Source organism: Rossellomorea marisflavi (genome assembly GCF_009806575.1).
GTDB classification, from domain to species: Bacteria; Bacillota; Bacilli; order Bacillales; family Bacillaceae_B; genus Rossellomorea; species Rossellomorea marisflavi_A.
This window is the reverse complement of record NZ_CP047095.1, coordinates 2,494,729-2,519,767: the sequence shown is the minus strand read 5'-3', so window position 1 is coordinate 2,519,767 and position 25,039 is coordinate 2,494,729. Positions and strand designations below refer to the sequence as shown.

At 48.8% G+C, this 25,039-nt stretch carries 29 protein-coding genes and 2 pseudogenes; 25 read left to right on the top strand and 6 right to left on the bottom strand.

Translation table 11 applies throughout. From position 1 onward, the window contains the following. Window positions 1-345: 345 nt before the first annotated feature. From D5E69_RS13070 to D5E69_RS13055, 4 genes are all read left to right on the top strand, one after another. Window positions 346-936: a YpjP family protein gene (locus tag D5E69_RS13070; RefSeq protein WP_048014102.1), complete on the top strand. Its 591-nt coding sequence runs from the start codon at window positions 346-348 to the stop codon at window positions 934-936. A 156-nt stretch (window positions 937-1,092) separates the two neighbouring features. Then, the gene (locus D5E69_RS13065; RefSeq protein ID WP_430757484.1) at window positions 1,093-1,650 is read left to right on the top strand and encodes an NUDIX hydrolase; all 558 of its coding nucleotides are present in this window, start codon (window positions 1,093-1,095) and stop codon (window positions 1,648-1,650) included. Window positions 1,651-2,031: 381 nt separating this feature from the next. Then, window positions 2,032-2,826 carry a thymidylate synthase gene (locus D5E69_RS13060; RefSeq protein WP_159129764.1) on the top strand — a complete coding sequence of 265 codons (795 nt, stop codon included), beginning with the start codon at window positions 2,032-2,034 and terminating at the stop codon, window positions 2,824-2,826. Continuing rightward, complete coding sequence (locus D5E69_RS13055) at window positions 2,823-3,308, top strand: dihydrofolate reductase (RefSeq protein WP_048014950.1); 486 nt, start codon at window positions 2,823-2,825, stop codon at window positions 3,306-3,308. The genes D5E69_RS13060 and D5E69_RS13055 overlap by 4 nt, the downstream gene beginning before the upstream one ends. Before the next feature lie 50 nt (window positions 3,309-3,358). Here D5E69_RS13055 and trhA read toward each other — a convergent pair whose 3' ends face one another. Continuing rightward, the gene (gene trhA / locus D5E69_RS13050) at window positions 3,359-3,997 is read right to left on the bottom strand and encodes a PAQR family membrane homeostasis protein TrhA (protein ID WP_048005818.1); all 639 of its coding nucleotides are present in this window, start codon (window positions 3,995-3,997) and stop codon (window positions 3,359-3,361) included. Between the two features lie 184 nt (window positions 3,998-4,181). Here trhA and D5E69_RS13045 point away from each other — a divergent pair, with 184 nt between their 5' ends. Together D5E69_RS13045 and D5E69_RS13040 are read left to right on the top strand one after the other, a co-directional pair. Further along, window positions 4,182-4,427 carry a DUF2535 family protein gene (locus D5E69_RS13045; protein ID WP_048005817.1) on the top strand — a complete coding sequence of 82 codons (246 nt, stop codon included), beginning with the start codon at window positions 4,182-4,184 and terminating at the stop codon, window positions 4,425-4,427. Between the two features lie 188 nt (window positions 4,428-4,615). Further along, a complete protein-coding gene (locus tag D5E69_RS13040) occupies window positions 4,616-5,458 on the top strand; it encodes a DegV family protein (protein WP_063191615.1) in 843 nt (280 codons plus the stop codon). A gap of 42 nt (window positions 5,459-5,500) precedes the next feature. On the opposite strand, the gene D5E69_RS13035 is transcribed toward D5E69_RS13040, so the two are convergent. Next, entirely contained in the window at window positions 5,501-5,959 is a 459-nt protein-coding gene (locus D5E69_RS13035) for a PCYCGC motif-containing (lipo)protein (RefSeq protein WP_148795746.1), read from the bottom strand. 297 nt (window positions 5,960-6,256) lie between these two features. Here D5E69_RS13035 and D5E69_RS13030 point away from each other — a divergent pair, with 297 nt between their 5' ends. Beyond that, a complete protein-coding gene (locus tag D5E69_RS13030) occupies window positions 6,257-7,069 on the top strand; it encodes an SGNH/GDSL hydrolase family protein (protein ID WP_249931490.1) in 813 nt (270 codons plus the stop codon). A gap of 14 nt (window positions 7,070-7,083) precedes the next feature. Beyond that, entirely contained in the window at window positions 7,084-7,677 is a 594-nt protein-coding gene (locus D5E69_RS13025) for a YpmS family protein (RefSeq protein ID WP_048005813.1), read from the top strand. A gap of 34 nt (window positions 7,678-7,711) precedes the next feature. Here D5E69_RS13025 and D5E69_RS13020 read toward each other — a convergent pair whose 3' ends face one another. Next, window positions 7,712-8,452: a DUF4397 domain-containing protein gene (locus D5E69_RS13020; RefSeq protein ID WP_048005812.1), complete on the bottom strand. Its 741-nt coding sequence runs from the start codon at window positions 8,450-8,452 to the stop codon at window positions 7,712-7,714. Window positions 8,453-8,747: 295 nt separating this feature from the next. Between D5E69_RS13020 and rsgA the strand changes: the two genes are divergently transcribed. The 5 genes and pseudogenes from rsgA to D5E69_RS23665 all read left to right on the top strand — a co-directional run. Next, window positions 8,748-9,788: a ribosome small subunit-dependent GTPase A gene (gene rsgA / locus D5E69_RS13015; RefSeq protein WP_231579099.1), complete on the top strand. Its 1,041-nt coding sequence runs from the start codon at window positions 8,748-8,750 to the stop codon at window positions 9,786-9,788. Between the two features lie 278 nt (window positions 9,789-10,066). After that, window positions 10,067-10,609 (top strand): peptide-methionine (S)-S-oxide reductase MsrA, encoded by a 543-nt coding sequence (msrA, locus tag D5E69_RS13010; protein WP_048006363.1) that lies wholly within the window; start codon window positions 10,067-10,069, stop codon window positions 10,607-10,609. After that, a complete protein-coding gene (msrB, locus tag D5E69_RS13005; RefSeq protein WP_048005810.1) occupies window positions 10,606-11,031 on the top strand; it encodes a peptide-methionine (R)-S-oxide reductase MsrB in 426 nt (141 codons plus the stop codon). The genes msrA and msrB overlap by 4 nt, the downstream gene beginning before the upstream one ends. 70 nt (window positions 11,032-11,101) lie before the next feature. Continuing rightward, window positions 11,102-11,602 carry a PTS sugar transporter subunit IIA gene (locus tag D5E69_RS13000; RefSeq protein WP_159129763.1) on the top strand — a complete coding sequence of 167 codons (501 nt, stop codon included), beginning with the start codon at window positions 11,102-11,104 and terminating at the stop codon, window positions 11,600-11,602. Window positions 11,603-11,790: 188 nt separating this feature from the next. After that, window positions 11,791-11,880: pseudogene (locus D5E69_RS23665) on the top strand (YjcZ family sporulation protein); the annotation flags it as partial. 167 nt (window positions 11,881-12,047) lie between these two features. On the opposite strand, the gene D5E69_RS12990 reads toward D5E69_RS23665, so the two are convergent. Further along, window positions 12,048-13,814, bottom strand: coding sequence for a methyl-accepting chemotaxis protein (locus D5E69_RS12990; protein WP_159129762.1), 1,767 nt, complete (start codon window positions 13,812-13,814; stop codon window positions 12,048-12,050). Between the two features lie 354 nt (window positions 13,815-14,168). Between D5E69_RS12990 and D5E69_RS12985 the strand changes: the two genes are divergently transcribed. From D5E69_RS12985 to D5E69_RS12945, 9 genes and pseudogenes are all read left to right on the top strand, one after another. After that, window positions 14,169-15,476, top strand: a complete 1,308-nt coding sequence (locus D5E69_RS12985; protein ID WP_159129761.1) for an aspartate aminotransferase family protein — start codon at window positions 14,169-14,171, stop codon at window positions 15,474-15,476. Between the two features lie 5 nt (window positions 15,477-15,481). After that, window positions 15,482-16,180: a CoA transferase subunit A gene (locus D5E69_RS12980; protein ID WP_159129760.1), complete on the top strand. Its 699-nt coding sequence runs from the start codon at window positions 15,482-15,484 to the stop codon at window positions 16,178-16,180. Continuing rightward, window positions 16,159-16,824: a 3-oxoacid CoA-transferase subunit B gene (locus D5E69_RS12975; RefSeq protein WP_048005806.1), complete on the top strand. Its 666-nt coding sequence runs from the start codon at window positions 16,159-16,161 to the stop codon at window positions 16,822-16,824. Before D5E69_RS12980 ends, D5E69_RS12975 begins: the two co-directional genes overlap by 22 nt. Window positions 16,825-16,831: 7 nt before the next feature. Next, a pseudogene (locus D5E69_RS23975) lies at window positions 16,832-18,098 on the top strand (peptidase). Window positions 18,099-18,266: 168 nt separating this feature from the next. Then, window positions 18,267-19,097: a putative beta-lysine N-acetyltransferase gene (gene ablB / locus D5E69_RS12965; RefSeq protein WP_048014114.1), complete on the top strand. Its 831-nt coding sequence runs from the start codon at window positions 18,267-18,269 to the stop codon at window positions 19,095-19,097. A gap of 46 nt (window positions 19,098-19,143) precedes the next feature. Next, entirely contained in the window at window positions 19,144-20,559 is a 1,416-nt protein-coding gene (gene kamA, locus D5E69_RS12960) for a lysine 2,3-aminomutase (protein WP_048014115.1), read from the top strand. After that, on the top strand, window positions 20,556-20,840 hold the full coding sequence (locus tag D5E69_RS12955) for a YokU family protein (protein WP_048005802.1): 285 nt from the start codon (window positions 20,556-20,558) through the stop codon (window positions 20,838-20,840). The genes kamA and D5E69_RS12955 overlap by 4 nt, the downstream gene beginning before the upstream one ends. Before the next feature lie 85 nt (window positions 20,841-20,925). Further along, window positions 20,926-21,150: a YozE family protein gene (locus D5E69_RS12950; RefSeq protein WP_079516241.1), complete on the top strand. Its 225-nt coding sequence runs from the start codon at window positions 20,926-20,928 to the stop codon at window positions 21,148-21,150. 181 nt (window positions 21,151-21,331) lie between these two features. Then, entirely contained in the window at window positions 21,332-21,973 is a 642-nt protein-coding gene (locus D5E69_RS12945) for a hypothetical protein (RefSeq protein ID WP_048005801.1), read from the top strand. Here D5E69_RS12945 and D5E69_RS12940 read toward each other — a convergent pair. Then, a complete protein-coding gene (locus D5E69_RS12940) occupies window positions 21,968-22,105 on the bottom strand; it encodes a hypothetical protein (protein WP_156489349.1) in 138 nt (45 codons plus the stop codon). The two genes, D5E69_RS12945 and D5E69_RS12940, sit on opposite strands and share 6 nt — an antisense overlap. Before the next feature lie 166 nt (window positions 22,106-22,271). Between D5E69_RS12940 and D5E69_RS12935 the strand changes: the two genes are divergently transcribed. After that, window positions 22,272-22,451 (top strand): YozD family protein, encoded by a 180-nt coding sequence (locus D5E69_RS12935; protein ID WP_048005800.1) that lies wholly within the window; start codon window positions 22,272-22,274, stop codon window positions 22,449-22,451. Between the two features lie 71 nt (window positions 22,452-22,522). Here D5E69_RS12935 and D5E69_RS12930 read toward each other — a convergent pair whose 3' ends face one another. Next, window positions 22,523-23,596 carry a DUF2515 family protein gene (locus D5E69_RS12930; protein WP_159129759.1) on the bottom strand — a complete coding sequence of 358 codons (1,074 nt, stop codon included), beginning with the start codon at window positions 23,594-23,596 and terminating at the stop codon, window positions 22,523-22,525. A gap of 173 nt (window positions 23,597-23,769) precedes the next feature. On the opposite strand from D5E69_RS12930, the gene D5E69_RS12925 reads away from it, so the two are divergent. Further along, window positions 23,770-24,543 (top strand): sporulation protein, encoded by a 774-nt coding sequence (locus tag D5E69_RS12925; protein WP_048005799.1) that lies wholly within the window; start codon window positions 23,770-23,772, stop codon window positions 24,541-24,543. 88 nt (window positions 24,544-24,631) lie between these two features. Then, a complete protein-coding gene (locus D5E69_RS12920; protein WP_148795315.1) occupies window positions 24,632-24,952 on the top strand; it encodes a YodL domain-containing protein in 321 nt (106 codons plus the stop codon). Window positions 24,953-25,039 lie beyond the last annotated feature (87 nt).

Below are 25,039 nucleotides of genomic sequence, written 5' to 3'. Positions count from 1 at the left end.
AAAAAAAGGGACCCGGAAGCCAATGCTTCCGGGTCCTTTTTTACTCAATCGGTAACGGCCAATACGCAAAAATATCCTAACAATAGTAAAAAACCAATGCTGATCATCAAGCCAGTATCCATCTTTTTCTCTCCTTTACACATACTTCTAATCCTATACTACCACATCGGGAGCATGTTATCCTCGGAAAATGAAAGCTTTTTCACCACTTTTTCAGAAAAGATAGTATAATGATAGATAATCAGTCTGTGACCCGTTCATCCTGCGGGCACGATCATCCAATAAAAAAACAAAATGACCCTACCAACGACGATATACGCTACCAAAAAAGAAAGGACGTTCCCTATGTCGATCTGGATCAAAAAATCGTTTTTCATTCTATTATCCATCCTGACATTCGGTCTGGTTTCCCCGACCCAGCCATTCCTGAATGAGGACAATCACGCCCTTGCAAAAGGCAACGGAAAATCATCCACCTTCGAATCGAGTACGGAAGATCCTGTGGAAGAAGAAGGGACCCTTTCAAGGGAGGCCTTCCTGGAAACCATCATGGCTCAGGCTGAACTTCATTCTTATGAAAAATTCGGCACGAAAATCAAGCCTGTGATCGAAGATGAATTCAGATCGGTCGTGCTTCCGAATCTTGAAAAAGCCATTGCAAGGACCGCTACTGATTTTCCTGATGAAGACTTGAGCTCACTTGTCATTTCAGAGGTGCCGGAATACGTCAAGACGGAGAAAATCTTTCACATTTACGACAGCCGTACCGGAAAAGACGTGATCCGGTTTCATGTAAGGAAGGATCACCCGCCAAAAGACGGATATTATTTCAACTTCCACTATCATACTGCACATGATCAATTCATGGCCCATCATGATCTTGGAAGCATCTATTGGAATAAGAATATGCCTCCGCAGTGGAGGAGCCTTTCATAATAGGAAGTTGCGCGATGCACGATGATCGCGCTTTTTTTATATGTGTTTTCACGTTGAAACCCATATGCCTGCTTGAAAATGGATCCTCCGTGACAGGGATGACAATGGTATAGGTCCGGGGGGCATCGCGAAGGCGGGTGTGGGTAAAAGAATCGTATGCGTAAGTCACTACTTCCATTTCCCTTTGACGGAACGAGGGAGGGTGGACGTTTATTGGAGGAGAATGGGATGCAAATGCCGGTGCATATTGTTGCTGCTGCGGGTTTTGTTGAGAATGCGAAAGATGAGATTCTGTTAGTGAAAACCCGTCGTGATGGTCAGTGGGTGTTTCCGGGAGGTCAGATAGAGGTCGGGGAAAACCTGATCGACGGAGTGGTAAGAGAAATTAAAGAAGAAAGCGGGATGGATGTGATGGTTTCCCATTTGGTGGGCGTTTTTTCGAATACAGCCACGTATGAGGGACATAGCGGGGTGAAGATCGTCCCTACTAAAGTGATGTTTGATTTTGTTTGCAAACCCCTGGGCGGTGAATTCACCACATCGGATGAAACATCAGAGGCACGCTGGGTCGATAAAGGGGAAGTGATGAACTTGATATCCACCCCGGCCCTTCGTACGCGCTATCAGACTTATGTAGATTTTGAGGGCAGCGTTCAGTATATGGACTACGTAACCAAGCCGGAATTTAAAGTGAAATCCAAGAGAAGGATATAAGCGGGGCCCGTCCTCCGATCCCCGACTCTTATTCATAGGTAAAGAAATCGGGTGGGGAACTTCAGTATGCTGAAGGATCACATACACGGGATATGGAATTCATACAATGATATATTCCTTGATCCCTGCTGAAACCGGATGATAGAGGTCCATGTTAACTCAAGTGATTTTCCGGACGAATAAAACGGTATCTTGGCGTGCTTCTTTACCCGATCCCTTTGCAAGCATTGTGGGGGGAAGAGCAATCATGTACACTATTGATAAAGTGTCGCTGATCGTCATCATATGATATTCTCGTTCTTTCTGGTAAAATAGTCTTTTGCAGCTATGGACCGGTCAAGATGACGAAGGCCAATCAATAAGATATGAAGGTGATCACAGATGAAACAATATTTAGATTTATGCAGGCATGTACTTGATAATGGTACGGAAAAAGGGGACAGGACTGGTACGGGTACGATCAGTACCTTCGGCTATCAGATGAGATTCGATCTTCAGGAAGGGTTTCCTCTCGTTACAACGAAGAAGCTTCACGTCAAATCGATCATCCATGAACTTCTCTGGTTCCTGAATGGGGATACCAATGTGAAATATCTGCAGGACAACGGGGTAAGGATCTGGAATGAGTGGGCCGATGAAAACGGCGAGCTTGGACCGGTCTATGGCCATCAGTGGAGATCTTGGCCTGGAAAAGATGGGAAAACGATCGATCAGATTAAAAACCTCATCACCACCATCAAGAATAATCCAGACTCCAGACGAATGATCGTCAGTGCTTGGAACGTAGCAGATGTAGATTCCATGGCCCTACCGCCGTGCCATTGTTTGTTCCAATTCTACATCTCGGATGGCAAGCTGTCCTGTCAGCTCTACCAGCGGTCTGCCGATGTCTTCCTCGGTGTCCCGTTCAACATTGCATCGTATGCCCTCCTTACCATGATGGTGGCTCAGGTATGCGATCTCGAACCGGGTGAATTCGTGCATACATTCGGCGATGTTCATATCTATCAGAACCATGTGGAACAGGTGAACCTGCAGCTGACAAGGGAGCCACGTCCTCTTCCGAAGCTCGAGATCAATCCTGACGTGAAGGATATCTTCGGATTCCGGTTTGAAGATTTCACCTTGAGCGGGTATGATCCGCATCCCCATATCAAAGGAGTCGTGTCTGTATGATTTCATTTATCTGGGCAATGGATGAAAACGGGTTGATCGGCAAGGACAATGCCCTGCCTTGGCGCATACCGGAAGATCTTAAGTTCTTCAAACGGACGACACTGGGTCATCCGGTGGTGATGGGAAGGAAGACATTCGAATCGTTCGGCAAGCCGCTGCCTGGAAGGGAGAATGTGATCCTGACGAGGAATGCTTCTTTCACCCATGATGAATGCACGGTCTTCCATCACGTGGAAGAGGTCTTGGCATTTGCTGATAAAAAGCAGGGGGAGACGTTCATCATCGGTGGAAGCAACGTGTACGAGCAGTTCCTGCCCTATGCGGATAAACTCTATGTGACCACGATCCACCACGCCTTCGAAGGTGATACCCATATGGCAGAAGTCCCTTGGGATGATTTCACCCTTGTAGAATCGGAAAAGGGATTGAAAGACGAAAAAAATCCCTATGATTATGAGTTCAAGATCTTCATACGTAAATGAAAAAAGCAGTCAGCCCCAATTGTGGGCTGACTGCTTTTTTTGCAGTGCACTCATACGTAGAACAGGATGCAGAAGTACATGAAGCTGCTGCCTGCCAGTACGAACAGATGCCAAATGGCATGATTGTAAGGAATCTTCTTCCACACGTAGAAGACGGCTCCGACAGAATAGAGGATACCGCCCGTAAGCAACAGATCAAATCCCGCAGGAGTGAGACTTGCATAAAGAGGCTTGATGGCCGCAAGCACGAGCCACCCCATGACAAGGTAGAAGAGGGTCGATACGATTTGAAATCGGTCCACGAAGTAACACTTGAAGATGATTCCGACGATGGCAAGCCCCCATACAATCCCGAATAATGTCCAACCAAGGGCACTTCTCACGCTCACGAGCATAAGGGGTGTGTAAGTGCCGGCGATGAGCACATAGATGGCTGAATGATCCAGGACAGCGAAAACATTCTTTGCCTTAGAGGGTTTAAAGCTGTGAAGGAGAGTGGAGAAGAGATAGAGAAGGATCATGGATGCACCAAATATGGAGAAGCTGACCACGTGCCAAGCCGAACCTTTATCCACGGCGAAAACAACCAGCATGATGAGCGCTGGGATACTCATAATCAAGCCGATTCCATGGGTGATGGCGTTGGCTATCTCTTCCTTCCAGTTTGAAAAATCGAAATCATAGGTCAATCAAAAACATCCTTTCTGAATGGGATTGTCCCTCCATGATAAATCTCTTGGGGAGCGAATGCAAACTTTATCACATTAAAGGGATGGGGAGATAAATTTTTTACCAGTGTAGGTTTTGACATATTCTGCAGTGGGAATTGAGGTATAATAGGAGTACAGACGGGCATAAAAGAGGATTGATACTTTGCTGACAAAAACCATTGAGTTCAAAACAAAGTATGGACAGAAGATTAAGGTCCACGGGATCCCGGTCATGAGAAATGATCACCCCCACTGGTTCACAGTGAATATGAGGCTGCGGCTTTATCTGGGCAGCCTGCATAAGCAGGGACCAGGGACCTACAGTTTCAGGGAATACTTGAAGAGAACGTTGAAATGGTCGGAATTCGAAAAGATTTATCAATCAGAAGAGCTGAAGAACAACGCTTGACCGGGTAGGGTGCCGCTGCTTAGCTATAGAGCTTTGCAGTGGCACTTTATTCGTATGTGGCCGGGTGATTCGCGGCGAAGTCATGGAAGCCCGTTTTGTGTAGAAACGGTGAAATCCTTTTCATCTATTTAAATCTCAAACAAAGCACGCTATAATGAGAGGGATAAGGAAGATAGGATGTGGCTAACATGGAGAAAATCAAAATTGTAACTGATTCAACAGCAGACTTATCGGAAGACATGATCGGGGACTTGGATATACATGTGGTTCCACTTTCGATCTTCATCGAAGGGGAAACCTATTTAGATAGAGTGGATCTTTCACCTGAAATGTTCCTGGAAAAGATGAAAGCATCGGATGAACTTCCTAAAAGCTCACAGCCTTCAGCAGGGGTATTCGCAGAGCTATATGACGAGCTCGGGAAAGATGGATCGAAAGTGATTTCCATCCATATGACGGGCGGCATGAGTGGAACGGTCCGGTCCGCTGAGTCCGCTGCCGAAATTACCGAGACGGATGTAACGGTTGTCGACTCCCGGTTCATTTCGCGGGGACTCGGTTTTCAGGTGATCGAGGCGGCGAGGCTTGCCAAAGAAGGAAAAGGTGTGGAGGACATCCTGGAGGCCATTACGGAAATCCGGGAGAAGACACAGCTTTATGTGGTAGTGGACACGCTCGAGAACCTCGTCAAGGGTGGGCGTATCGGAAAGGGGAAAGCCATGATCGGCTCCCTGCTGAACATCAAGCCGATTGCTTCCCTTGCAGGCGGAGAATATACTCCCGTCGCAAAAGTCAGGAGTCACACCCAGGTCGTGAAATTCCTTGTGCAACAGTTCATGGAGGATGTGAAGGGCAAAACGATCAAAGGTGTCGGGCTCTGTCATGCCGATGGATTGGCCCTTGCCCAGAACCTTAAATTAAAAATTGCCGAAAAGACCGGATATGATCAATTCGATATCGGCGTCACCACACCGATCATCAGCACCCACACGGGGATCGGGGCAATCGGCTTCACTTATTATACGGATTGATCAAAAAGGGACGAAAGCCCAGGCTTTCGTCCTTTTTTGCAATCAGGAAGGCATCGGGGTAGGCGTCGGCTTCGCATAGCCCTCATTGTACTTCTCATCGATGGTCTTGCGAATCTCCTTGATGGACTTGCCCTTGTTATATTCGACGATGGATTCGGCCGCAATTTCCAGGCATACCCCACAGCGGGTCCCATGGTCATCCCATGTGGTCTTCTCGCCATTCTTCTGTTGGACAAAGCAGTTGAAATTGCTTTTATGTCCGGCAGAATCACCGCATCCGCAGTAGCACGGTATGTATTCAAGAAGTTCCTGATGCTGAGCCGATGCCGCATAAATCGTCTTCATTGTATCCTCTTTCCCGTCAAGGAATGAAGGGAGGATCTCCGGTGATGAGGTTTCTTCCTGGATGTCCTCATTCATGACTGCATGGCTTTCGTGATCATGCTCCTCTGTTGTTTTTTCCTCTTCGGAACATCCGGCGATGAGGAGCGTCATCACCATGAAAAAAGAGATAAACACTTGACGTTGCTTCAATTTAAAAACCTCCTCCTCTATCGTATGTAATTGAATTGTAACATTCATTTATCAGAGTGCCATACATACAATAGTCATAGAATGTTGAACGTTTTGTCACAAATCGGAAGTTGGATTGTATGCGCCTTCACCTTCTGGTCGGGACAGGGACTTATTGCCGGGATGCCTCTTTATCTGATACACTAGTAACTTCAAAACGTCTGGATCATGTTTCGGTCTGAATGAAGAGTGATATACTATATATAAAGGAAAGGCGAGGTGAATATGATGAAAAAATGGGGTGTCCTCATTCTCGCTTTTGTATTTTTCTTATCGGGGTGTTCCATAGAAGATGCGGCGAAGCATGTTTCGAGGCAGGTTTCCGACTGGGAAAAAGACCAGCCTCCAGAAGCGTTCATTCCGAAGAATATGAATGTCACCTCTGTCGGGGATTCCCTGACCCAGGGGGTTGGAGACAGTACCAACAGCGGGGGATATGTTCCTTATCTTGAGAAGCTTCTTGAATCCACCGATGGTGTGAAGGATGCCGAGTTCCATAATTATGGCATCAGGGGAAATCGGACGGATCAATTGTTGAAAAAGATCAAAACCGAAGAAGTGAAATCATCCATTGAAAAATCCGACGTGGTCATGATCACGATCGGAGGCAATGATGTCATGAAGATCTTCAAGCAGAATCTTTCCAAGCTGAAGCTTGATGTCTTTCAACAGGAGCAAATTGCCTATCAGGAACGCCTGAAAGAAATCCTTGATACGATCAGGGAATATAATCCAGATGCCGGAATCGTCCTTGTCGGGCTATATAACCCTTTCAACACCTGGTTCTCCGATATTGAAGAGGTGGAAGAAATCATTGATAGCTGGAATGAAGGAAGTCGTGAGGTGCTGGATGACTATGATCGTTCCCTGTTCGTCGAGATTGACGATCTCTTCATCGATGCCGGGGATGAATTGCTGTTCGAGGATTATTTCCATCCGAATGACGATGGGTATGAGCTCATTGCAGAGCGCATGTTTAAAAGGATGACGAAGGGGGAAACATTAGCTTCGTTGACGCGTAAAGAGAAAAATCAATAGGAAGAGGAGTCGCCATGAAGAGCAAATGGAAAGTGGGGTTCTTTGCTTTAGCCGGGCTGATGTTGGCAGTGATCATCGTCCTCCTGATCATGGTGTCTGCACCGATCAAGGACGACCCGGTCCCTAAAGGGAATCCTGATGAGAACAATGATGTCGGATTCAATATCCAGACAGACAAAGAGGATCTGAACCTGATCATCGAGCATTATATTGAAGAAGAGGGCATGGATGGCCCGGTTGATTACGGGGTACAGCTGAAAGATGATGTCGAACTCATCGGTTCCGTACCGGTGTTCACCTCGAATCTGGATTTTAAATTGACATTCGAACCGGAAGCCCTAGAGAATGGGGATATCCTGCTGAAGCAGAAATCCATCTCACTGGGTAAACTCAAATTACCGGTCTCCTACGTGCTTAAAATCGTAAGGGACTCCTATAATTTCCCCGAGTGGGTGAAGATTCGACCAAATGATGAAGAAATCTACGTGGCCCTTCAGGATATGGAGCTGAAGAGCGACATCAAGGTGCGCGCCAATGAGTTCAATTTGAAGGATGACCGTATCTCCTTCCGATTGCTCGTTCCCGTTGATCGCGCCCTGCAAAACTAAAAGAAGGCAGCCTTCCGGCTGCCTTCTTTCTTATTTATCCGTTGATGAGCACAGCTTCCAGGGCAGGCTCGCCGCCTGCGAAGCCCGCTGCAATGATCGTATAGGCCTGATTCGCCTCGAATTTGACATCAGGGATGGACAGGACAACGTCCTTTGATCCTGCCGGCCTGACTTCGAGGTCGACGGTCATCGGAGTCAATCCCAGGTATTCCGTTGCCTGCTTAAAGGAGACATTCGGGAAGATGACATCTCTTCCTTTGACCGCGATGTCAACGGCAGGGGCATCCGGTGAAAGGTGGATGAATTTCACTTTCGTTTCACCGGCAGGGACACCAGGTTCATCCACATACGGAAGGAGCTGCAGCTTTTTCGTGGTTCCTGCTGCTGCCAACGTGTATGCCTTACCCGGATCGACTTTTACCTTTTTGCTGATGATCGTTTCTGTACTGGTTCCTGTCGGATACACATCAATATGGTATTTGCCCCCCGGCAGGGTGAGGTAGTCGCTGACATCCTTGAATGCGAGTTTCCGCAGGACGCGGTGACCATTGACATAAACATCGACCTCACCGGCATCCGGTACTCCGTGGAATACCCGGACATAGCTCGGTTGGGCAGCCGTCGTCAGATCGGCTCTCTGGGCTTCCAGGGCAAGCCTCATATATTTAAGGTGTTTCAGATAATAATGATGGTGCATATTCGGATTGGAATATTTGTAGTAGCAGGACAAAAGATCATACATCGCGGCTTTATTCAAATATTGTTCTTGGCTCATGAAGACATCTCTCCTTCGTACAGACTTGACAGGATAGAATATGCACAATCGCCCAAACGGTGAAAATATTCTTGCACTTCGGAATAATGATGATATAATTTGAATAACGACAAAAGAGAGCAGGTGATGAATATGGGATTCACGACTGAAGCATTCAACCACACATACCGATACAAACACCACATTCATCACGCTTCCGTGCTCTAACGGGATTAACAGGGATCATTCTGCCTGAAGGAGAATCCGTCTGCGTGATGAACGCGGATGGATTTTTTATTTTAGGGAGGAAATACCATTGAATCAATATAAATCAATCATTTTCAGCAGTGCCAGGGAGGAATATGCCCCCTATCTTGAAGAACATATGGAAGTGGCACGGGTGGTCACGGAACAAAAAGGATTCTATAAAGTGATGACTGACGTGGAAGAAGGATTACTGTGTCAGGTCACAGGAAAGATGAGGTTCCAATCAGACTCCCGCGAAGATCTTCCAGCAGTCGGTGACTGGGTGGCAATCAGGAAGGATGAGGCAATCATCGAGCGTGTCCTTCCCAGGAAGAGCAAGTTCTCACGGAAAATGGCGGGGAATGAGGCAGAGGAGCAAATCATTGCTGCGAATATTGACACGGTCTTCATTCTGAGCTCATTGAATGACGATCTTAATCTTCATCGCATCGAGCGATACGTCATCCTGTGCTGGGAGAGCGGTGCAACCCCCGTTGTGATCCTGACGAAGGCCGACGTCTGCCCCGATGCGGTTGAACGGGTTTCTGAAGTGGAGGCTGCGCTTCTTGGGGTGCCCGTCATGGCCATCAGTTCTCTGGACCGGACAGGGTTGGAGGCGCTGTATCCGTATCTTACCCCTGGTAAGACCGTAGCCTTGACGGGCTCTTCCGGAGTGGGAAAATCCACCCTGACAAATGAACTCCTTCAAGAAAGCCTGCAGAAAACGAAGGAAGTCAGGCATTCGGATGATAAAGGAAGGCATACCACGACCCATCGGGAGCTCTTCCTCCTCGATTCGGGAGCGGCGCTTATCGATACGCCAGGCATGAGGGAGATACAGATCCTCCACGGAAGCGAAGGTCTGTCCACCCAGTTCAACGACGTGGAGGAGCTCGCACGCTCCTGCCGTTTCAATGACTGCTCACACGGTGGTGAACCAGGCTGTGCCATCAGACTCGCCATCGAGGAAGGGGTGTTGAGTGAGGATCGATATCTTCACTATGAAAAGCTGCAGCGGGAAATCGCCTACATGGAAAGGCGGGGGAATAAGCGCCTCGAGTCCCTCGAGAGGAAAAAATGGAAGAGCATGAGCAAGAAGCGGAAAAACTGAAGCAGCGCCACCTTCCTCATTGACCGGATGATGAAATACCAATGATCGGGAAAGAGAAGAGCCGGTACAGGGTTTACTCATGATAACGGTCTGGTCCCTTTTAAATACGAGGTGTGCGAACACCCTCTTTAAAGGGACTTTTTACTTTACAGGCCGGGTTCATCGAATCTTCCGGACATTACCTCGGTACGAAGTCCCGGAAGGCGGATTGTTTAACTTTTCAATGCATTTGGGGTACACTTACAGTATGAAATCACGAAAAGAAAAGGGTGTTGATCATGACGGGTGATAAGAAGAAAAAATGGGCGACCTTCGCCGGGGGATGTTTCTGGTGCATGGTCAAACCATTCGATGAACAGCCTGGTATTTACGGCATCACATCCGGTTATACGGGAGGGCATGTCAAGAATCCGACTTACCGTCAGGTATGCTCTGAGACAACCGGACATTATGAAGCAGTGCAGATCGAATATGATCCCGATGTATTCCCATATGAAAAGTTGCTGGAGCTCTACTGGCAGCAGATCGATCCGACTGATCCCGGAGGGCAGTTCCATGATCGGGGGCAATCGTATCAGACCGTCATCTTTTATCATGATGACAGCCAGAAGGAGGCTGCGGAGGCTTCAAAGCAGGCACTCGCTGCTTCGGGGCGATTCAGTCAGCCGATCGCAACCAAGATCCTCCCTGCATCCGAGTTCTACCCAGCAGAGGAATATCACCAGGATTACTATAAAAAGAATCCCACACACTATCGTCAATACAGCATAGGATCCGGCCGCGCCGGATTCATTCAGCATCATTGGAGGGATGAAGGATGAGTAAAGAAGAGCTAAAAAATAAACTCACAGCAGAACAGTATGAAGTGACACAAAACAATGGAACCGAGCCTCCATTCAGGAATGAGTATTGGGACCACTTCTCTGATGGTATCTATGTGGATGTCGTGTCCGGTGAAGCCCTTTTCAGCTCACGGGATAAATACGACGCTGGCTGCGGATGGCCCAGCTTCACAAAACCGATCCAAAAGGAAGACATCGTCGAAAAACAAGACAGGAGTCATTTTATGGTACGGACAGAGGTCCGGTCCAAAGAAGCCGATTCCCATCTCGGGCATGTCTTTGATGACGGTCCTGGTCCGGCCGGTCTCCGTTACTGCATCAATTCGGCCGCTCTCAGGTTCATCCCGCTGGAGAAACTTGAAGAAGAAGGCTACGGGGAATTTAAAAAGCTCTTTGATTGAATCGAAGAGCAATCCGCCAGGTTTATGGCGGAGTACATAGGTGTAAATATACAGTAGGATGGTGAATGATATGTTTAAAAAATTATTCGGTAAAAAAGAAGAAAGCCCTAAAACAATCTCGGTCGTTGCTCCTTTGTCGGGGACAATCAAATCACTGGAAGAAGTACCGGATCCAGTGTTCTCTCAGAAAATGATGGGGGACGGGATCGCAATCGTACCCGATAATGGAAAAGTGGTTTCCCCGGTAGACGGAGAAATCATGCAGCTTTTCCCAACCAAGCACGCAGTCGGGATCAAAGCAGCAAACGGAGCGGAACTGCTCATCCATATCGGTCTTGAAACTGTCTCCATGAAAGGAGAGGGGTTCGAGGCCCATGTGTCTGAAGGTGCCAAGGTGAAAGCGGGCGACCCTCTAATTACGTTTGACGTCGGCCTGGTGGAAGAAAAGGCCAAGAGCACCATCACTCCGGTCATTTTGACTAATGGGGACGATATGGGCGAGCTTGTGAAAAAGGACGGAGCCAAGGTAGAGGCAGGAAGCGGAGAAATCCTGGAGATTTCTGCAAAATGATGTGAGGGGACCGGGCTACCGTAGCCGGTCCTCTTTTCTTTTGGGGAAAAACACAAACCTTTTGTGGGTGATTGACATACAGTGTATAGAAATATGATTCAATCACTTAACCTTAAGGAGTGGTTTACGTGAATTATGGATACGGTTGTGACCCATGTTACCAGGGCGGGTATGGCTATGGCTATCCGACAGGTGGCTATTCAGGCGGATTTGCCCTGATTGTCGTCCTTTTCATTTTATTGATCATTATTGGAGCCGTTTGCTACTGCGGGGATTGATAAAACAAACAGAAGCTCCCGCTGGATCCAGGGGAAGAAATTTACCGTCCTATGGATGGGAGGCATGAATACACCTTTGCACATACAAAAACCACGCTTGGAACTCCAGGCGTGGTTTTTGTGTTGTGTTGATCTTTTCTCTGGTCTACCCGGTCGGTGGTGGCTTCTCAAATCTTGAAGTTCGAGATGATCCCTTTTAGTGCCTCCGCTTGCTTTGAGAGCTCTGAGGCACTTGCCGTCACTTGTTCCATAGCAGCGGAACCTTCTTCGGCCGCGGCCGCTGTTGTTTCGGTATTGGCGGCCGTGGACTCACTGATTTCGTTTACGGCGGCAAAGGATGAAGCCACTTCCTGAGAAAGGTTCAGCGTTTCATGGATATGTCCTACCATTTCTTCTACCACGGCAGAAGTTCTCTCAGTGTGCTTGAGGATATCCTTGAGAGCAGAGTTGGTCAAATTGGTTGTTTCCACTCCAGCGATGACTTCTTTCACCCCTTCGGCATTCTGGTCAATGATGAGATCAACTTCCTCTTGGATGCTGTGGACGATTCCCGTCACACCTTTTGCTGCATCCCTTGATTGTTCAGCAAGCTTTCGTACTTCATCGGCCACCACGGCGAATCCGCGTCCGTGCTCTCCTGCACGAGCGGCTTCAATGGCGGCATTCAGTGCAAGGAGATTGGTTTGTTCTGAAATATCCGTGATGGTTGCAATGATGGCGGATATTTCAGATGAACGTTTTCCGAGGGCCTCGACGGTCCGGGTTGTGTGCGCCATTGTTTCTTCGATTCCCTGCATCTTCTCAGAGGATTCACGGACGGATTCCCCGCCTTTTTCGGCTGCATTCTTCATCCCGATCGCAGTGGACTTCACTTGCTCCGCCTGCTGGAACAGGAAGCGGGAAGCTTCTTCAAGGCTATTCATCTTTTGCAGTGAAGCAGACATACGGGAGGTGGTGTCTTCACTGCCTGCCGCAATTTCACTTGACGTTTCAGCAATGGATGAGATCGTGTGAGAAGTTTCCTCTGCAGAAGCAAGCAGTTCCTGGGAGCTTGCCGACACGTTTTCAGCCATTTCAGTCACCTGGCGGACGAGGACGGAAATGCCTGCAATCAGCTTATTCGTATCCTCTGCGAGGCCGCCAAGCTCATCGCGGCTCTTGACGTGGATGCGCTTCGTCAAGTCTCCACCGGCATCGGCGATTTCAAGGATGGATTCACTGATTTTACGTGTATTCTTCAGGATCGTCCTCGACAACCATAGGCTGAAGATGACGATGAGGATGATGGCCAACAAGGACAGGCTCCCCGTGATGATCTTGGAATTCATCACCAGCGTGTTGAGGGAATCCATCCGTTTTCCAAGATCTTTCTCCTGGGTCTCCGTGATCATATCCACATAGGAGCGGATCCCGTCTATGTACTTCTTACCGGTTCCGGTTTCCACGAGGGCTGCGGCTTCTTTAAAGCCAGCTGTTTCCCTTTTATCAATCACCCGGTCGACGAATTGGATCCAGAAAGAGTACTGCTTGTCGATTTTATCGAGCTTGCTCATTTGATCAGGGTTGTCTTTCAGTAGCTTCTTTAACTCTGCCAAATTCTCATTCACTTGTTTTTTTCCATTATCATACGGAGCAAGGAACCCGCTCGCACCCGTAATCACATAACCTTGTTCACCGATCTCGATTTCATTGAGCAGCCGGGACAGATCCTTTGATTTGGCATCTATGGCCATGTCCGATTCAATCAGTTTGTCCATTTCGGCTTCAAGCTTGGTTGTGTTCAGATAGGAAGTATAGGCTAGGACCCATATGATGACAGCAAGAACGCTGAATGATAAGACGACTTTTCCGCGAATGGATCGAAAGTAAGGGCTTTTCTTTCCCTTTTTCTCTTTTTCTTTCTTTTTATCTCGGTGTTTTATTTTTTTCTTCACCGTTTCCCCCTCCTTATATAAGAAAAAAGTAGTATGACAGGTTGAACTTACCATTATTTTAACTGTATACATAGGATTAATCTAGTGGTCAATCCATCAAATTGTCGAAAAAGGGAGAATTTTTCGGGACTATTATCCTGCGCGGGGGATTCGGACGAAATCAAAGTTTTTTTAAGGAAGACGAAAGATTCCAAGATCTCAACATAAATATAGTGGAGAAGGACTTCACTTATCAACACATGGTGTCCGCTGAAATCCTGCTGAATAATCGTGGATTTACCGGATCGATGGTTGATGTATCGCCTCCAACCAGATCGAACAAAGAGAGATTATTATCCGTTCAGGAGGGACGCTATGCTTCGTTCACATTTGATCAAGCCGCTTATCGGTGAATATTATCCGACGATCGATTATGGGAAAGGGATCTATTTGTATGATGATAGTGGACAAGAATATATTGATGCGTGTTCAGGGGCCGTTACCGCGAATCTGGGTCACGGGATGGAAGATATCCTGCAGTCGATCGTCCAGCAGGGAAATAAGGTAGCGTTCGTCTATCGCTCGCAGTTCAGCAATCAGCCTGCCGAGGAGCTGGCGGCATTCTTATATGAAAAGACGGGGTATGCCTGGAGTTTCTTTGTCAACAGTGGATCGGAAGCAGTAGAGACGGCGATCAAGATTGCGATTCAGCATTGGCAGGAGCAGGGTAGATCCTCGAAGACTCGTATTCTATCACGATGGTTGAGCTACCATGGCATCACGATGGGTGCGCTGTCTGCGTCCGGTCATCCTGTCAGGCGGGAACGTTTCGACAGTCATCTAGGGGACTGGCCGACGGTGGAGCCCCCGTATTGCCTTCGCTGTCCTTTCGGTAAAGAATATCCCTCTTGCGGATTATTCTGTGCAGACCAACTCGATACCATGATCCGCCGTATCGGAAGTGATCAAATCGCCGCCTTTGTTGCTGAGCCCGTCATCGGTGCTGCAGGGGGCGCGATTGTTCCTCCGAAGGGATATGAGAAGAGGATCCGGGAAATCTGTGATCACCACGATATCCTCTACATTTCCGATGAAGTCATGACCGGATGTGGACGGACGGGTACGTTTCTGACGCTTGAGCAATCCGGGGTGGAAGCAGATATCGTCACAATCGGGAAGGGGTTGAGTGCCGGGTATGCTCCCATTGCGGCCACACTCGTCTCTGACCGGGTAATGAATCCCGTTCTCAGCGGGTCGAAGGTCGTCATGAGCGGTCACACATTCAGCGGCAATCCTCTATCCGCAGCAGCAGCCCTTGCAGTACTGAAATTGATTGATAAAGAGGACATCATTTCACAAGTCCAATCAAAAGGAACGTATATGCGCAATCTCCTTGAAAAGCTCAAAGGCGAATTCCCGTTTATCGAGGAGGTCCGTGGGAAGGGCCTCCTCATCGGACTAGAAATGGTGGAGGGGGCTGGGAGTTCATTCACATCCCTGATTGTCAAGAAGGGGATCCAAAATGGGATCCTTCTATATCCTGCCGCAGCAGGCGTCGACGGAAGGAGTGGGTCCGCCATCATGATCGCTCCCCCCCTTAACAGCTCAAAGGGGGACCTGGAGGAAATCTGCCTGCGGTTGAAAGCGGCGTTGAGGGAGTCTGCGGCAGAATGGAAGGAGTAGGAAGGATGGGCGTTCTTAAAAGCAAGCTATCGGGTTTTGAAGAGATAAAGCCGCTCTTCAGGGACGGAATGCACCTGATGTTTGGTGGATTCGGCGGAATCGGGACACCACCGACCATCGTCAAGCATGTGCTGACATGGGGAGTGAAGGATCTCACCATCATCGGGAATGATACAGGGTTCCCACATATCGGCATCGGACAGCTGGTGGCGGCAAAGCGGGTGAAGAAGGTGATTGCCTCCCATATCGGATCGAATCCGATTGCAGGAAAGATGATGGGGGATGGCGAGCTCGAAGTAGAGTTTTCGCCCCAGGGGATCCTTGCCGAGCGCATCCGGGCAGGCGGAGTCGGGATTCAGGCGATTGTCACCAGGATCGGTTATGACGACCCCTACCTGCATCAGGGGAAGCAGACCGTTCTGCTGAATGGGGAGAAATGTCTGATTGAAACGGCCCTGACGGCGGAAGTGGGGATCGTCATGGCAAAAGCGGCAGACACATTCGGTAATCTCATCTTTGATAAGAGTGCGAGGAACACGAACCCCGTCGTTGCCATGGCTTCTGATATCACCATCGTTGAAGCGGAGCAGATTGTTCCCTTCGGTGAATTGGATCCTGAAGAAGTCGTGACATCAGGTGTATTTGTCGACTACATTGTACCGTCGGAAGGAGTCGATTGGAGATGGGTGTGGGAAACGGTTTGAAAGAGCGCCTGGCAAGGAGGGCAGCTCAGGAAGTAGAAGAAAATACGGTCGTCAATCTCGGAATCGGGATCCCGAGTCTGGTACCAGATTTTCTTCCAGGAGGATTTCCGGTCCTCTTTCAATCGGAAAACGGGATCATAGGGATCGGGGAAGCACCTGAAAAAGGTCGTGAGGATCCAACCCTCTGTAATGCAGGGGGGTACCCCGTCACCCTGGTGAAGGGAGGGGCATTCACAGACAGCGCGGTGGCGTTTGCCATGATCCGGAGGGGACTCATCGATTTGACGATACTCGGCTCCCTGCAGGTGAGCGGGAAGGGCGATTTGGCGAATTGGATCATCCCTGGGAAGAAGGTCCCTGGGATGGGAGGAGCGACGGAGCTCGCAGCGTGCGCCCGCAGGGTCATCGTCGTCATGACCCACACGGATAAATTCGGTGGGCCCAAGATCCTGCGGGAATGTACACTCCCATTAACAGCGAAGGAGTGCGTCTCCATGATCATCACGGATCAGGCGGTATTCCGATTTGAGAACGGAGAGATGGTACTGAAGGAGATCTTCAAGCCTTTTTCCATCGAAGACATCCGCTCATCGACAGAAGCAGACTTTTCCGTAGATCCGAATGTGTTGTTCTTGGAAGGATAAGGAGGGGATGACCGTGCAGCGACATCATATTGCACAGGCCATAGCGGAACGAAGGAAAGAAACCATTGCGTTTCTTCAACGTCTGGTTCAGGAGGACAGCATCAGGGGAAATGAAGCGGGAGCACAGGCAGTGATCATTGAGAAATGCCGGAAGCTCGGAATGGACCTGGATATATGGGAGATTGATCGAACGGAAGTGGAGTGCCATCCCTTTTATCGATGCGACCGTGAACACTTTACAGGCAACCCCAATGTCGTGGGAGTCCTGAAGGGGACGGGGGAGGGAAAAGCCTGATCTTAAACGGCCATATCGATGTTGTGCCTGCGGGGGACAAAAAGGACTGGAGTGATGATCCCTATAGTGGAAAGGTGGAGAACGGGCGCTTATATGGACGCGGCTCCACCGATATGAAAGGAGGCACAGCGTCCCTTCTTCTGGCCATCGAAGCGGTCCAAAGCCTCGCGATTCCATTGAAGGGGTCGGTGATCTTTCAGAGCGTCATCGAAGAAGAGAGCGGGGCGCAGGGACACTTGCGGCCCTTCAGAGGGGGTATGTAGCTGATGGCGCCATCATCCCGGAACCCACGAATATGAAGATCTTTCCGAAGCAGCAGGGCTCCATGTGGTTCAGGTTGAAGGTGAAGGGGAAGTCGGCCCATGGCGGCACAAGGTATGAAGGGGTGAGTGCGATCGACAATGCGGTCACCGTCATCCAGAGGCTCCATGAACTGGAAAGGGATCGAAACGATCGTGTGGATGACCCGCTGTATGATAAGATTCCGATTCCCCTGCCCATTAATATCGGGAAGATTTCCAGCGGTGAATGGCCATCAAGTGTCCCGGATGTGGCCATCATTGAAGGAAGGATCGGCGTCGGACCATGGGAGGATATGGAATCGGTAGAGGACGAATTGATCGATGCGCTTGGAGATCTGAAGAAGATCGATGAGTGGTTCGATCATCACCCTGTGGAGATCGAGTGGTTCGGTGGCAGATGGCAGCCTGGAAGTCTTGAGCCCGGCCATTCATTGATTCAAACGCTTTCGGAAGAGTTCCAGAAGGTGTGCTCGGTCCGGCCGGTCATCGAAGCTTCCCCTTGGGGAACCGACGGGGGGATCCTATCCAAAGGGGCCGGGATACCGGTGGCTGTGTTTGGACCCGGGACGACGGAACTTGCCCATGACGCAGATGAATCCATTGAGCTTGAGAGTGTATTCAAGTCGGCAGAGATCCTGGCTGGATTCATCGTTGAATGGTGCAATCAGCCCGTATGACGGAAGGTAATATAAGCGGTTGTCGCTATCTGTCAAAATAAAAAAACAAAAAATTCAAAATAAAAAGTAAAATTCATCATGACCTGTCTATTTATGGGTAAAGGTCTTGTAAGAAGACTTCATAACCCTCCGGGACCATTCATATGTTGGTAAAAAGGGGAGGCTGCTATGCAAACATATGAAACCATCACCCTGACACACGGAAAGGCATCCATCTATAAAGATCTCCCGAATCGCCGGATGCGGATCGATGAAATCAACGGCAGTGTCGACCAGCTCATCCGATATGTGGAGGAAGAGTGCCGATCGGGGGCGTATGAAAAAATCATTGTCAAAGCGAAGAAGAGTCAGTGTGGTTGCCTGACGGAAGAGGGATACGTGATAGAAGGAAGATTATCTGCTTATTTCAACGGAAGCGAAGCGATCTGGATGAGCAAGTTCCTGACGGACGAACGGCGTAACAGTTCTTACTGGAAAAAGGAGGATGACATTCTCCAGGCGATCATGAAAAAGAAAGGGGGGGCGGTTTCACCGGAACCGGAGATCAAGGTTTGTGGGGAGAGCCACGCTGATCAGCTTGCTGACCTATACCGTGCTGTATTTGAGGTGTATCCGGTTCCTCTCCATGATCCCAGCTATATCCGACACTCGATGGAAAATGGGACAATCTTTGTATGCATCGAAGAAAACGGGGCCATCATCAGTGCAGCGTCGGCAGAAGTAAACCTTACGTTCGGCAATGCAGAGCTGACCGACTGCGCAACGAGTCCCTCGCACAGAAAGGGCGGACACATGAAGCATCTGCTGCTCCGCCTTGAACGTGAGCTCGTGGAGAGAAAGATTTTCTGTTCCTATACGATCGCCAGATCCCTTTCACCCGGTATGAATGCGGCGTTTTGGCAGCTCGGCTATAGGTATACGGGGCGATTGGCGAATAATTGCATCATCTTCGACAAAATGGAAGACATGAATATTTGGGAAAAAGACCTGAGCCGTTGATGGCGTTCAGGTTTAATTTTGAGCAAAGCGGGTGTTTTATTTGAAAATGAATCTGTATTCCCCTAAGAGGCATTGGAAGGAAATCGATTTATGGAAAGATGTCACGGAGGACCAATGGTCGAATTGGCTTTGGCAGCTTACCAATACGATCAGGACCCTTGATGATTTGAAAAAGGTGGTCAATCTGACTCCTGAAGAAGAAGAGGGAGTCAAGATTTCGACTAAGACGATCCCGCTGAATATCACCCCTTACTACGCCTGGCTCATGAATGAGGATGATCCGCGCTGTCCAATCCGCATGCAATCGGTGCCGATCGGACAGGAAATCAACAAAACGAGATATGACCTGGAGGACCCTCTTCATGAAGATGAAGATTCTCCTGTGCCGGGACTCACCCACCGCTATCCGGATCGTGTTCTATTCCTCGTGACCAATCAATGTTCCATGTATTGCCGCTACTGCACGAGAAGGAGGTTTTCCGGACAGATCGGAATGGGTGTGCCCAAAAAGCAGCTCGATGCAGCGATCGACTATATCAGGAATACCCCTGCCGTACGGGATGTTTTGCTATCCGGCGGGGATGGGCTTCTCATCAATGACCAGATCCTTGAATACATCCTGAAGAACCTGAGGGAGATCCCCCATGTCGAGATCATCCGGATCGGAACGCGTGCGCCCGTGGTATTCCCGCAGCGGATCACTGAGAATCTATGTTCCATCCTGAAGAAGTATCATCCGGTGTGGCTGAATACCCACTTCAATACGTCGATTGAAATCACTGAGGAATCGAAGAAGGCGTGCGAGATGCTTGCAGATGCAGGGGTACCGGTCGGTAATCAGGCAGTCATCCTGGCCGGCATCAATGACAGCGTTCCGATCATGAAGAAGCTCATGCATGACCTGGTGAAGATCAGGGTGCGCCCATACTATATCTATCAGTGTGACCTTTCCGAGGGAATCGGGCATTTCCGTGCCCCTGTTTCCAAAGGGCTGGAGATCATCGAGGGGCTAAGGGGGCATACGTCGGGATACGCGGTGCCGACCTTCGTCCTCGATGCACCGGGAGGAGGAGGGAAGATCTCCCTTCAACCGAACTATCTGATTTCCCAGAGTGCATCGAAAGTAGTGGTGAGGAACTTCGAGGGTGTCATTTCCACCTATCCTGAACCGGAAGGCTATGTAGCTGGGAGGGCAGACGAGTACTTTAAGGGAATCTATCATGATGAGGAACTGAAGGAGCCTACCATCGGCATTGCAGGGCTCATGCACGATACCCACGCATCCCTTACGCCATCAGGTCTGAAACGCCTTGAACGCAGAAAGGCATATGAAGAGAACCCTGATCATCATTCCCTGAAGAATTTCAGAGACAAGCGGGATCAACTGAAGGAGAAGAAGCACCAGGCGATGCTATCCAAAATGGAAAACCAGTCTCCCCCTAAGGAGGGGAATGAAAAATGACCGAAGATGGAAAGACGTGTGAATGGTGCGCCGGCAATGTGACAGATTCCGTGACGACCGTCTATTGGGAACTTCCCGACGGTACAAGATCGATTGAAATCCATGAGGTCCCTGGTATCCTTTGCCGGTCGTGCGGCATGGAATATCAGGAGGAAGAGGTCATCATGGACATCGAAGATCAGCTCATGCTCATGGACACCAAGACGATTCCAAAAGCTGTACGTTTTGATGAATTGCTGCAGATGCCCAGATTCTTAAAAAAGAATTACTTCCGGTTTTAGCACCGGGTCCGAAACCTTTCCCTTTACGAACGGAATATCATCGGCTATCCTTTTAGGAAACGAATTGAAGGATAGGTGAAGGCCAGTGAGAAAATCATTTTACCACTACCTGATGAAGCATAGGCAACCCTCTGCAAAGGATGATCTCACAGCATTTGCCAATGCTGCCTACGATGATCATGCGTTTCCGAAACACTCCGGGGAATACGATGAAATCAGTTCCTACCTGGAATTCAACGGCCATTATCTCGACAGCATGGTCATCTTCGACCGTGCGTGGGAGATGTATCTGCAGGATGAAAAAGCCTGAGGGCAGGCATCCGCACATTTTCATAAGCGTAAACGCGCTGTAAATAACCAAAAGGCCGGGGACTGCTGTCATTTCCCGGCCTTTCTTCAACTCTGCGATCTGTTGTTGAAACGTAAATCTTGTTTACCGATACAAGGGTCCCTGCATATCATATAAAAAAGTCGATTAGGGTGAGGGGAGAATGAAAAAGCGAAAAGATCCCAGGTTCAGGGTTGGTGAAACGGTGGTCGTGACCATATATGGGACAGTCGGAAAGATAACCGATATTAAGAAAATCGACGGGGAATTCCTCTACGAAGTAAATGAGAGTGAAGGACTGTTCAAGGAATCCGCACTCGAACTCCTTGAATCGTATGATGGATATATATTCGAACAGGAACAGATCGATATCGAATACAAATTCCTATTCGGCGATCTGGTGGTCGTGAAGGGATATGACGAAGACCTGTTCAAAATTGTGGGCTTTCGCACTGAAATCTGGCGCTATAAAGATGATGCATGGGAAGACGTCATCTATGAGCTGATGAGGGTCACAGACGGAGAATGGCTGGAAGCGGATGAAAACGAAATCACCCTCGTGGCCGATGAAGGTCAGGCCGAGGCATTCATCAAGAAATATGGGTTTGTCTTTCCGGCGAAGAAGGGGATGAAAACGAAAAAGCTCCCTTCCCCGACGGGTCAGAAGCCGAACTGGATCGATCAACTATTGGATCACTATAATGACTACAAGCTTCTCTATGAATTATTCAATGACCCTGTTTATAAGAGCAAGATGGATCATGTCCTGGAACAGCTCAAGTCCCACTCAAGCCACGAATCATAAAGAAGGAATCATCCACATGAGATAGAGGAACAAGGGAATACTGAGGATCATGAATGAGATCAAGATGAAGCGGAGGATCCACTGCATTCCCTTCAGGATCGTCGTTTCCACTTCATCTTCATTTTTTTCCATTACCTTTAGCGCTTTATTCAACAATTGACTCCACTCCTCTATGAACCAGTCCGGTTCGTGATTGAATAGTAGAGTGTATGCCCGTCCCTCCCATGTTATGAAAACTTTTTTATAGTCATAACCTGGGAGGACGGCTCATAAATTGAGAATCAAAGGGGGCGATCTTATGCGAGAAATCGAAGTCTTTATCGATACGGAGGAAATTGCGGATTTCTTTATGAAAGAGTTGGTCGAAAGAGGCTTTGTCCCTTCGGAAGCCGAAATCGAAGAACTAGCTGATATCACTTTCGAGTATTTGATTGCCAAGTCCATCATCGATGAGGAATGGGAAGAAGAAGTAGAATAGTGGCCGGAATTAGGAGAGGGAGCCCTTGGATGGGACCCTCTTTTTGCTGTGTCTTTGGGTGGGACCACCGGTCAATAGTCCTTTGAGGATGATTTCAGCATACCCGATACAGCCTTCCTCCAACGTTTCGTCAGCGTGAAAGTGCCTGGAGGGGGGATGGCCATAAGATGCCGCTTGATCTCCGACGGGTCACCTTTGTACCAATCGCGAGATGGATAGGGCAGGCGGATTGCATCCGGCCATGCGTCCACCAGGCGGGGGCTGTATAATGTACGGATGTTTGAGGGGGTGTTCGAATACACCCTGGGCCAGTAATCCTGCCGGGAAGCGGTATGGCGCCGCAAAAGGGCGTATCGAAGGGAAGACTGATGGATGTGAGGGTGGAATAAGATCCTGTAAAGCTTCTTACCTGCCTCGATCCGCGCGTGGACATCGTCAAATCCATAGATTATTTGGCCGGCCAGGGAATGGGAAGGACCTTCTCCGTATGGGAAAAGAATCGATGTGAGACCGAGTGAATCCTGAAGGGTGAATAACCACCTGGTCAGATCTTTCTGGTCCATCCACTGTGAAACGATCCGATTTTCGATGAGCATCTGTTCATTGATGATCAGTGCAGTTGTGAGAAGGCTGCTATCACCCGATTTGAAAAATGCCTGCCAAAAAGGCTTCATGAAGGACGATACCTGGAATTTTGACAGGAGGGACCAGTTGCATGACCCCCTCTCCTTCCATTCTTCATAAAGCATCAGCTGGGGATAGGCATCCTCAAAGATCGCCGCATTGCATGTTTCAAGGAACGAAAAGAATTCTCTCTGGATCCTTCTTGGCATGACACCCGATAGAAGGCTCCCCCGGAGATCGGTCATATAATAGCCGGCGTTCCGTGATACCATATGGGCAAGGAATACCCAATGGATCTCCGGGTGTTTCCGGTAGAAGCTCAAATATCTCGCCGTGCGGGTCAAATTATCCCTGTTCCCGAGGGTTGTCTGCCCTTCCATGTGATGAAGCCTCTTCCTGTCATCGGGAAAGAATAGGATGGGTTGATCCTCTTGCCAAGGCTGAAGGATGACTTCAACTTCCTGGACAGGCAGCAGGGGAATGGTCCCGTTGATGACAGTACCGCGCATTTTTCGTGACATGACTCCCGCTCCTTTCTTGAATCATGTACTCTTAAGCTATTTTATTCATCGAGGCATTATACCCCGGACTTGGCAATACTGATCCATCTGCACGATAAAAAGAAGGATTATGGGACGAGAGGGGAGAAACATCTTAAAGGAAGTCTGTAACTATTTCCGGAGGGGGAACCAACATGTCGTTTTTTAATAAAGTCCTCGCTACAATCGGTATCGGGGCTGCAACGGTGGACACAGTGCTGGAGAAGTCACACTATGTGGCCGGTGAAAGGATACAAGGCATGATCGAGATCAAGGGAGGAAGCACGCAGCAGGAGGTGGATGCCATCTATCTCACCCTGCATACCACGTACATCCGTGAATCTGATGATAAAAAGTTCACGGATCATGCGATCATCCAGAAAATTAAGGTCGCGGAACCGTTCATCATCAACGGGAATGAGAGGAAAGAGATCCCTTTCGCCTTTGATTTGTCTTATGAAACACCCGTCACCTACGGCAATACGAAAGTCTGGGTATCAACGGGTATGGATATTAAAAATTCCATTGATCCTAAAGATAAGGATTATATCGAGATCGCCCCTCACCCTCTGAAGGAATCAGTTCTCTCCGCAATTCAGGAGCTCGGTTTCAGAACGCGGAAAGTGGAGTGTGAACAAGCACCGAAACGTCTTCGGAGACAGTATCCCTTCATCCAGGAGTTTGAGTTCGTCCCCATGAACGGACCTTATGCGGGCAAGCTGGACGAATTGGAAGTCATGTTCAACGAGCAGTCCAGGGACAGGGTGGAAATTCTCCTTGAAGTGGATCGCAGGGCAAGGGGACTCGGGGGCTTCTTGGCGGAAGCACTTGATATGGACGAAACGATCGTCACACTTCACGTGAATGCCTCAGATGCACCTGACCTTAAACGGATCATCCAGAAGGCTATCGACCGCGTCTGCTCATAACGTTTCGACAAAGGTTCCCACCAGTCGATGAAGGATTCGACAGCTCGTTTGTCTAATACATCTGAAAAGATCTTTTGGAGGGATGACCATGCTGACTCTTGATAGAATGATGCGCCCGAAGCGATCCCGTACGACCTATGATATGACCATCTTCCAAACGCCATCCTACGGGGAAGATAAAGGTTATCGAAATGTGTATCGAGTATCCATTGAAGCAGATGACCATGCAGATGCCCTTTATCGAACATTCCGCATGTTCAATGTGTCCGACCTGATGCCGAAGGATTTCAAGGGCCGATACCTGACCTCGAGAGACATCGTCTTCATCGATGAGGGAAGGAAGGGGCATTTCTATTATCGTCTTCAATCCGATGGCTGGGCCCAGGTGAACAGGGTCATCCTTCAGTAATATCCCATTCACCATTTTCTCCTCCCCCATTGTCACGACCGTTGAAAAGGATTACAATGGAGGTTCATAGACCTACAATCAGGAGGA

Bases quoted from the DNA above. Each gene is read 5' to 3' on its own strand.
- D5E69_RS13055 (WP_048014950.1), top strand. From the start codon at position 2,823: ATGATTTCATTTATCTGGGCAATGGATGAAAACGGGTTGATCGGCAAG.
- D5E69_RS13030 (WP_249931490.1), top strand. From the start codon at position 6,257: ATGATGAAAAAATGGGGTGTCCTCATTCTCGCTTTTGTATTTTTCTTA.
- D5E69_RS12925 (WP_048005799.1), top strand. From the start codon at position 23,770: ATGTCGTTTTTTAATAAAGTCCTCGCTACAATCGGTATCGGGGCTGCA.
- D5E69_RS12935 (WP_048005800.1), top strand. From the start codon at position 22,272: ATGCGAGAAATCGAAGTCTTTATCGATACGGAGGAAATTGCGGATTTC.
- D5E69_RS13000 (WP_159129763.1), top strand. From the start codon at position 11,102: ATGTTTAAAAAATTATTCGGTAAAAAAGAAGAAAGCCCTAAAACAATC.
- D5E69_RS12930 (WP_159129759.1), bottom strand. From the start codon at position 23,596: ATGTCACGAAAAATGCGCGGTACTGTCATCAACGGGACCATTCCCCTG.
- D5E69_RS13065 (WP_430757484.1), top strand. From the start codon at position 1,093: ATGCGTAAGTCACTACTTCCATTTCCCTTTGACGGAACGAGGGAGGGT.
- D5E69_RS13020 (WP_048005812.1), bottom strand. From the start codon at position 8,452: ATGAGCCAAGAACAATATTTGAATAAAGCCGCGATGTATGATCTTTTG.
- D5E69_RS13035 (WP_148795746.1), bottom strand. From the start codon at position 5,959: ATGGTGATGACGCTCCTCATCGCCGGATGTTCCGAAGAGGAAAAAACA.
- kamA (WP_048014115.1), top strand. From the start codon at position 19,144: ATGAATCTGTATTCCCCTAAGAGGCATTGGAAGGAAATCGATTTATGG.
- D5E69_RS12920 (WP_148795315.1), top strand. From the start codon at position 24,632: ATGCTGACTCTTGATAGAATGATGCGCCCGAAGCGATCCCGTACGACC.
- D5E69_RS12955 (WP_048005802.1), top strand. From the start codon at position 20,556: ATGACCGAAGATGGAAAGACGTGTGAATGGTGCGCCGGCAATGTGACA.
- D5E69_RS12945 (WP_048005801.1), top strand. From the start codon at position 21,332: ATGAAAAAGCGAAAAGATCCCAGGTTCAGGGTTGGTGAAACGGTGGTC.
- D5E69_RS13060 (WP_159129764.1), top strand. From the start codon at position 2,032: ATGAAACAATATTTAGATTTATGCAGGCATGTACTTGATAATGGTACG.
- D5E69_RS13040 (WP_063191615.1), top strand. From the start codon at position 4,616: ATGGAGAAAATCAAAATTGTAACTGATTCAACAGCAGACTTATCGGAA.
- D5E69_RS12975 (WP_048005806.1), top strand. From the start codon at position 16,159: ATGGGTGTGGGAAACGGTTTGAAAGAGCGCCTGGCAAGGAGGGCAGCT.
- D5E69_RS12980 (WP_159129760.1), top strand. From the start codon at position 15,482: ATGGGCGTTCTTAAAAGCAAGCTATCGGGTTTTGAAGAGATAAAGCCG.
- D5E69_RS13025 (WP_048005813.1), top strand. From the start codon at position 7,084: ATGAAGAGCAAATGGAAAGTGGGGTTCTTTGCTTTAGCCGGGCTGATG.
- msrA (WP_048006363.1), top strand. From the start codon at position 10,067: ATGACGGGTGATAAGAAGAAAAAATGGGCGACCTTCGCCGGGGGATGT.
- D5E69_RS13070 (WP_048014102.1), top strand. From the start codon at position 346: ATGTCGATCTGGATCAAAAAATCGTTTTTCATTCTATTATCCATCCTG.
- ablB (WP_048014114.1), top strand. From the start codon at position 18,267: ATGCAAACATATGAAACCATCACCCTGACACACGGAAAGGCATCCATC.
- D5E69_RS12985 (WP_159129761.1), top strand. From the start codon at position 14,169: ATGCTTCGTTCACATTTGATCAAGCCGCTTATCGGTGAATATTATCCG.
- D5E69_RS12940 (WP_156489349.1), bottom strand. From the start codon at position 22,105: ATGGAAAAAAATGAAGATGAAGTGGAAACGACGATCCTGAAGGGAATG.
- msrB (WP_048005810.1), top strand. From the start codon at position 10,606: ATGAGTAAAGAAGAGCTAAAAAATAAACTCACAGCAGAACAGTATGAA.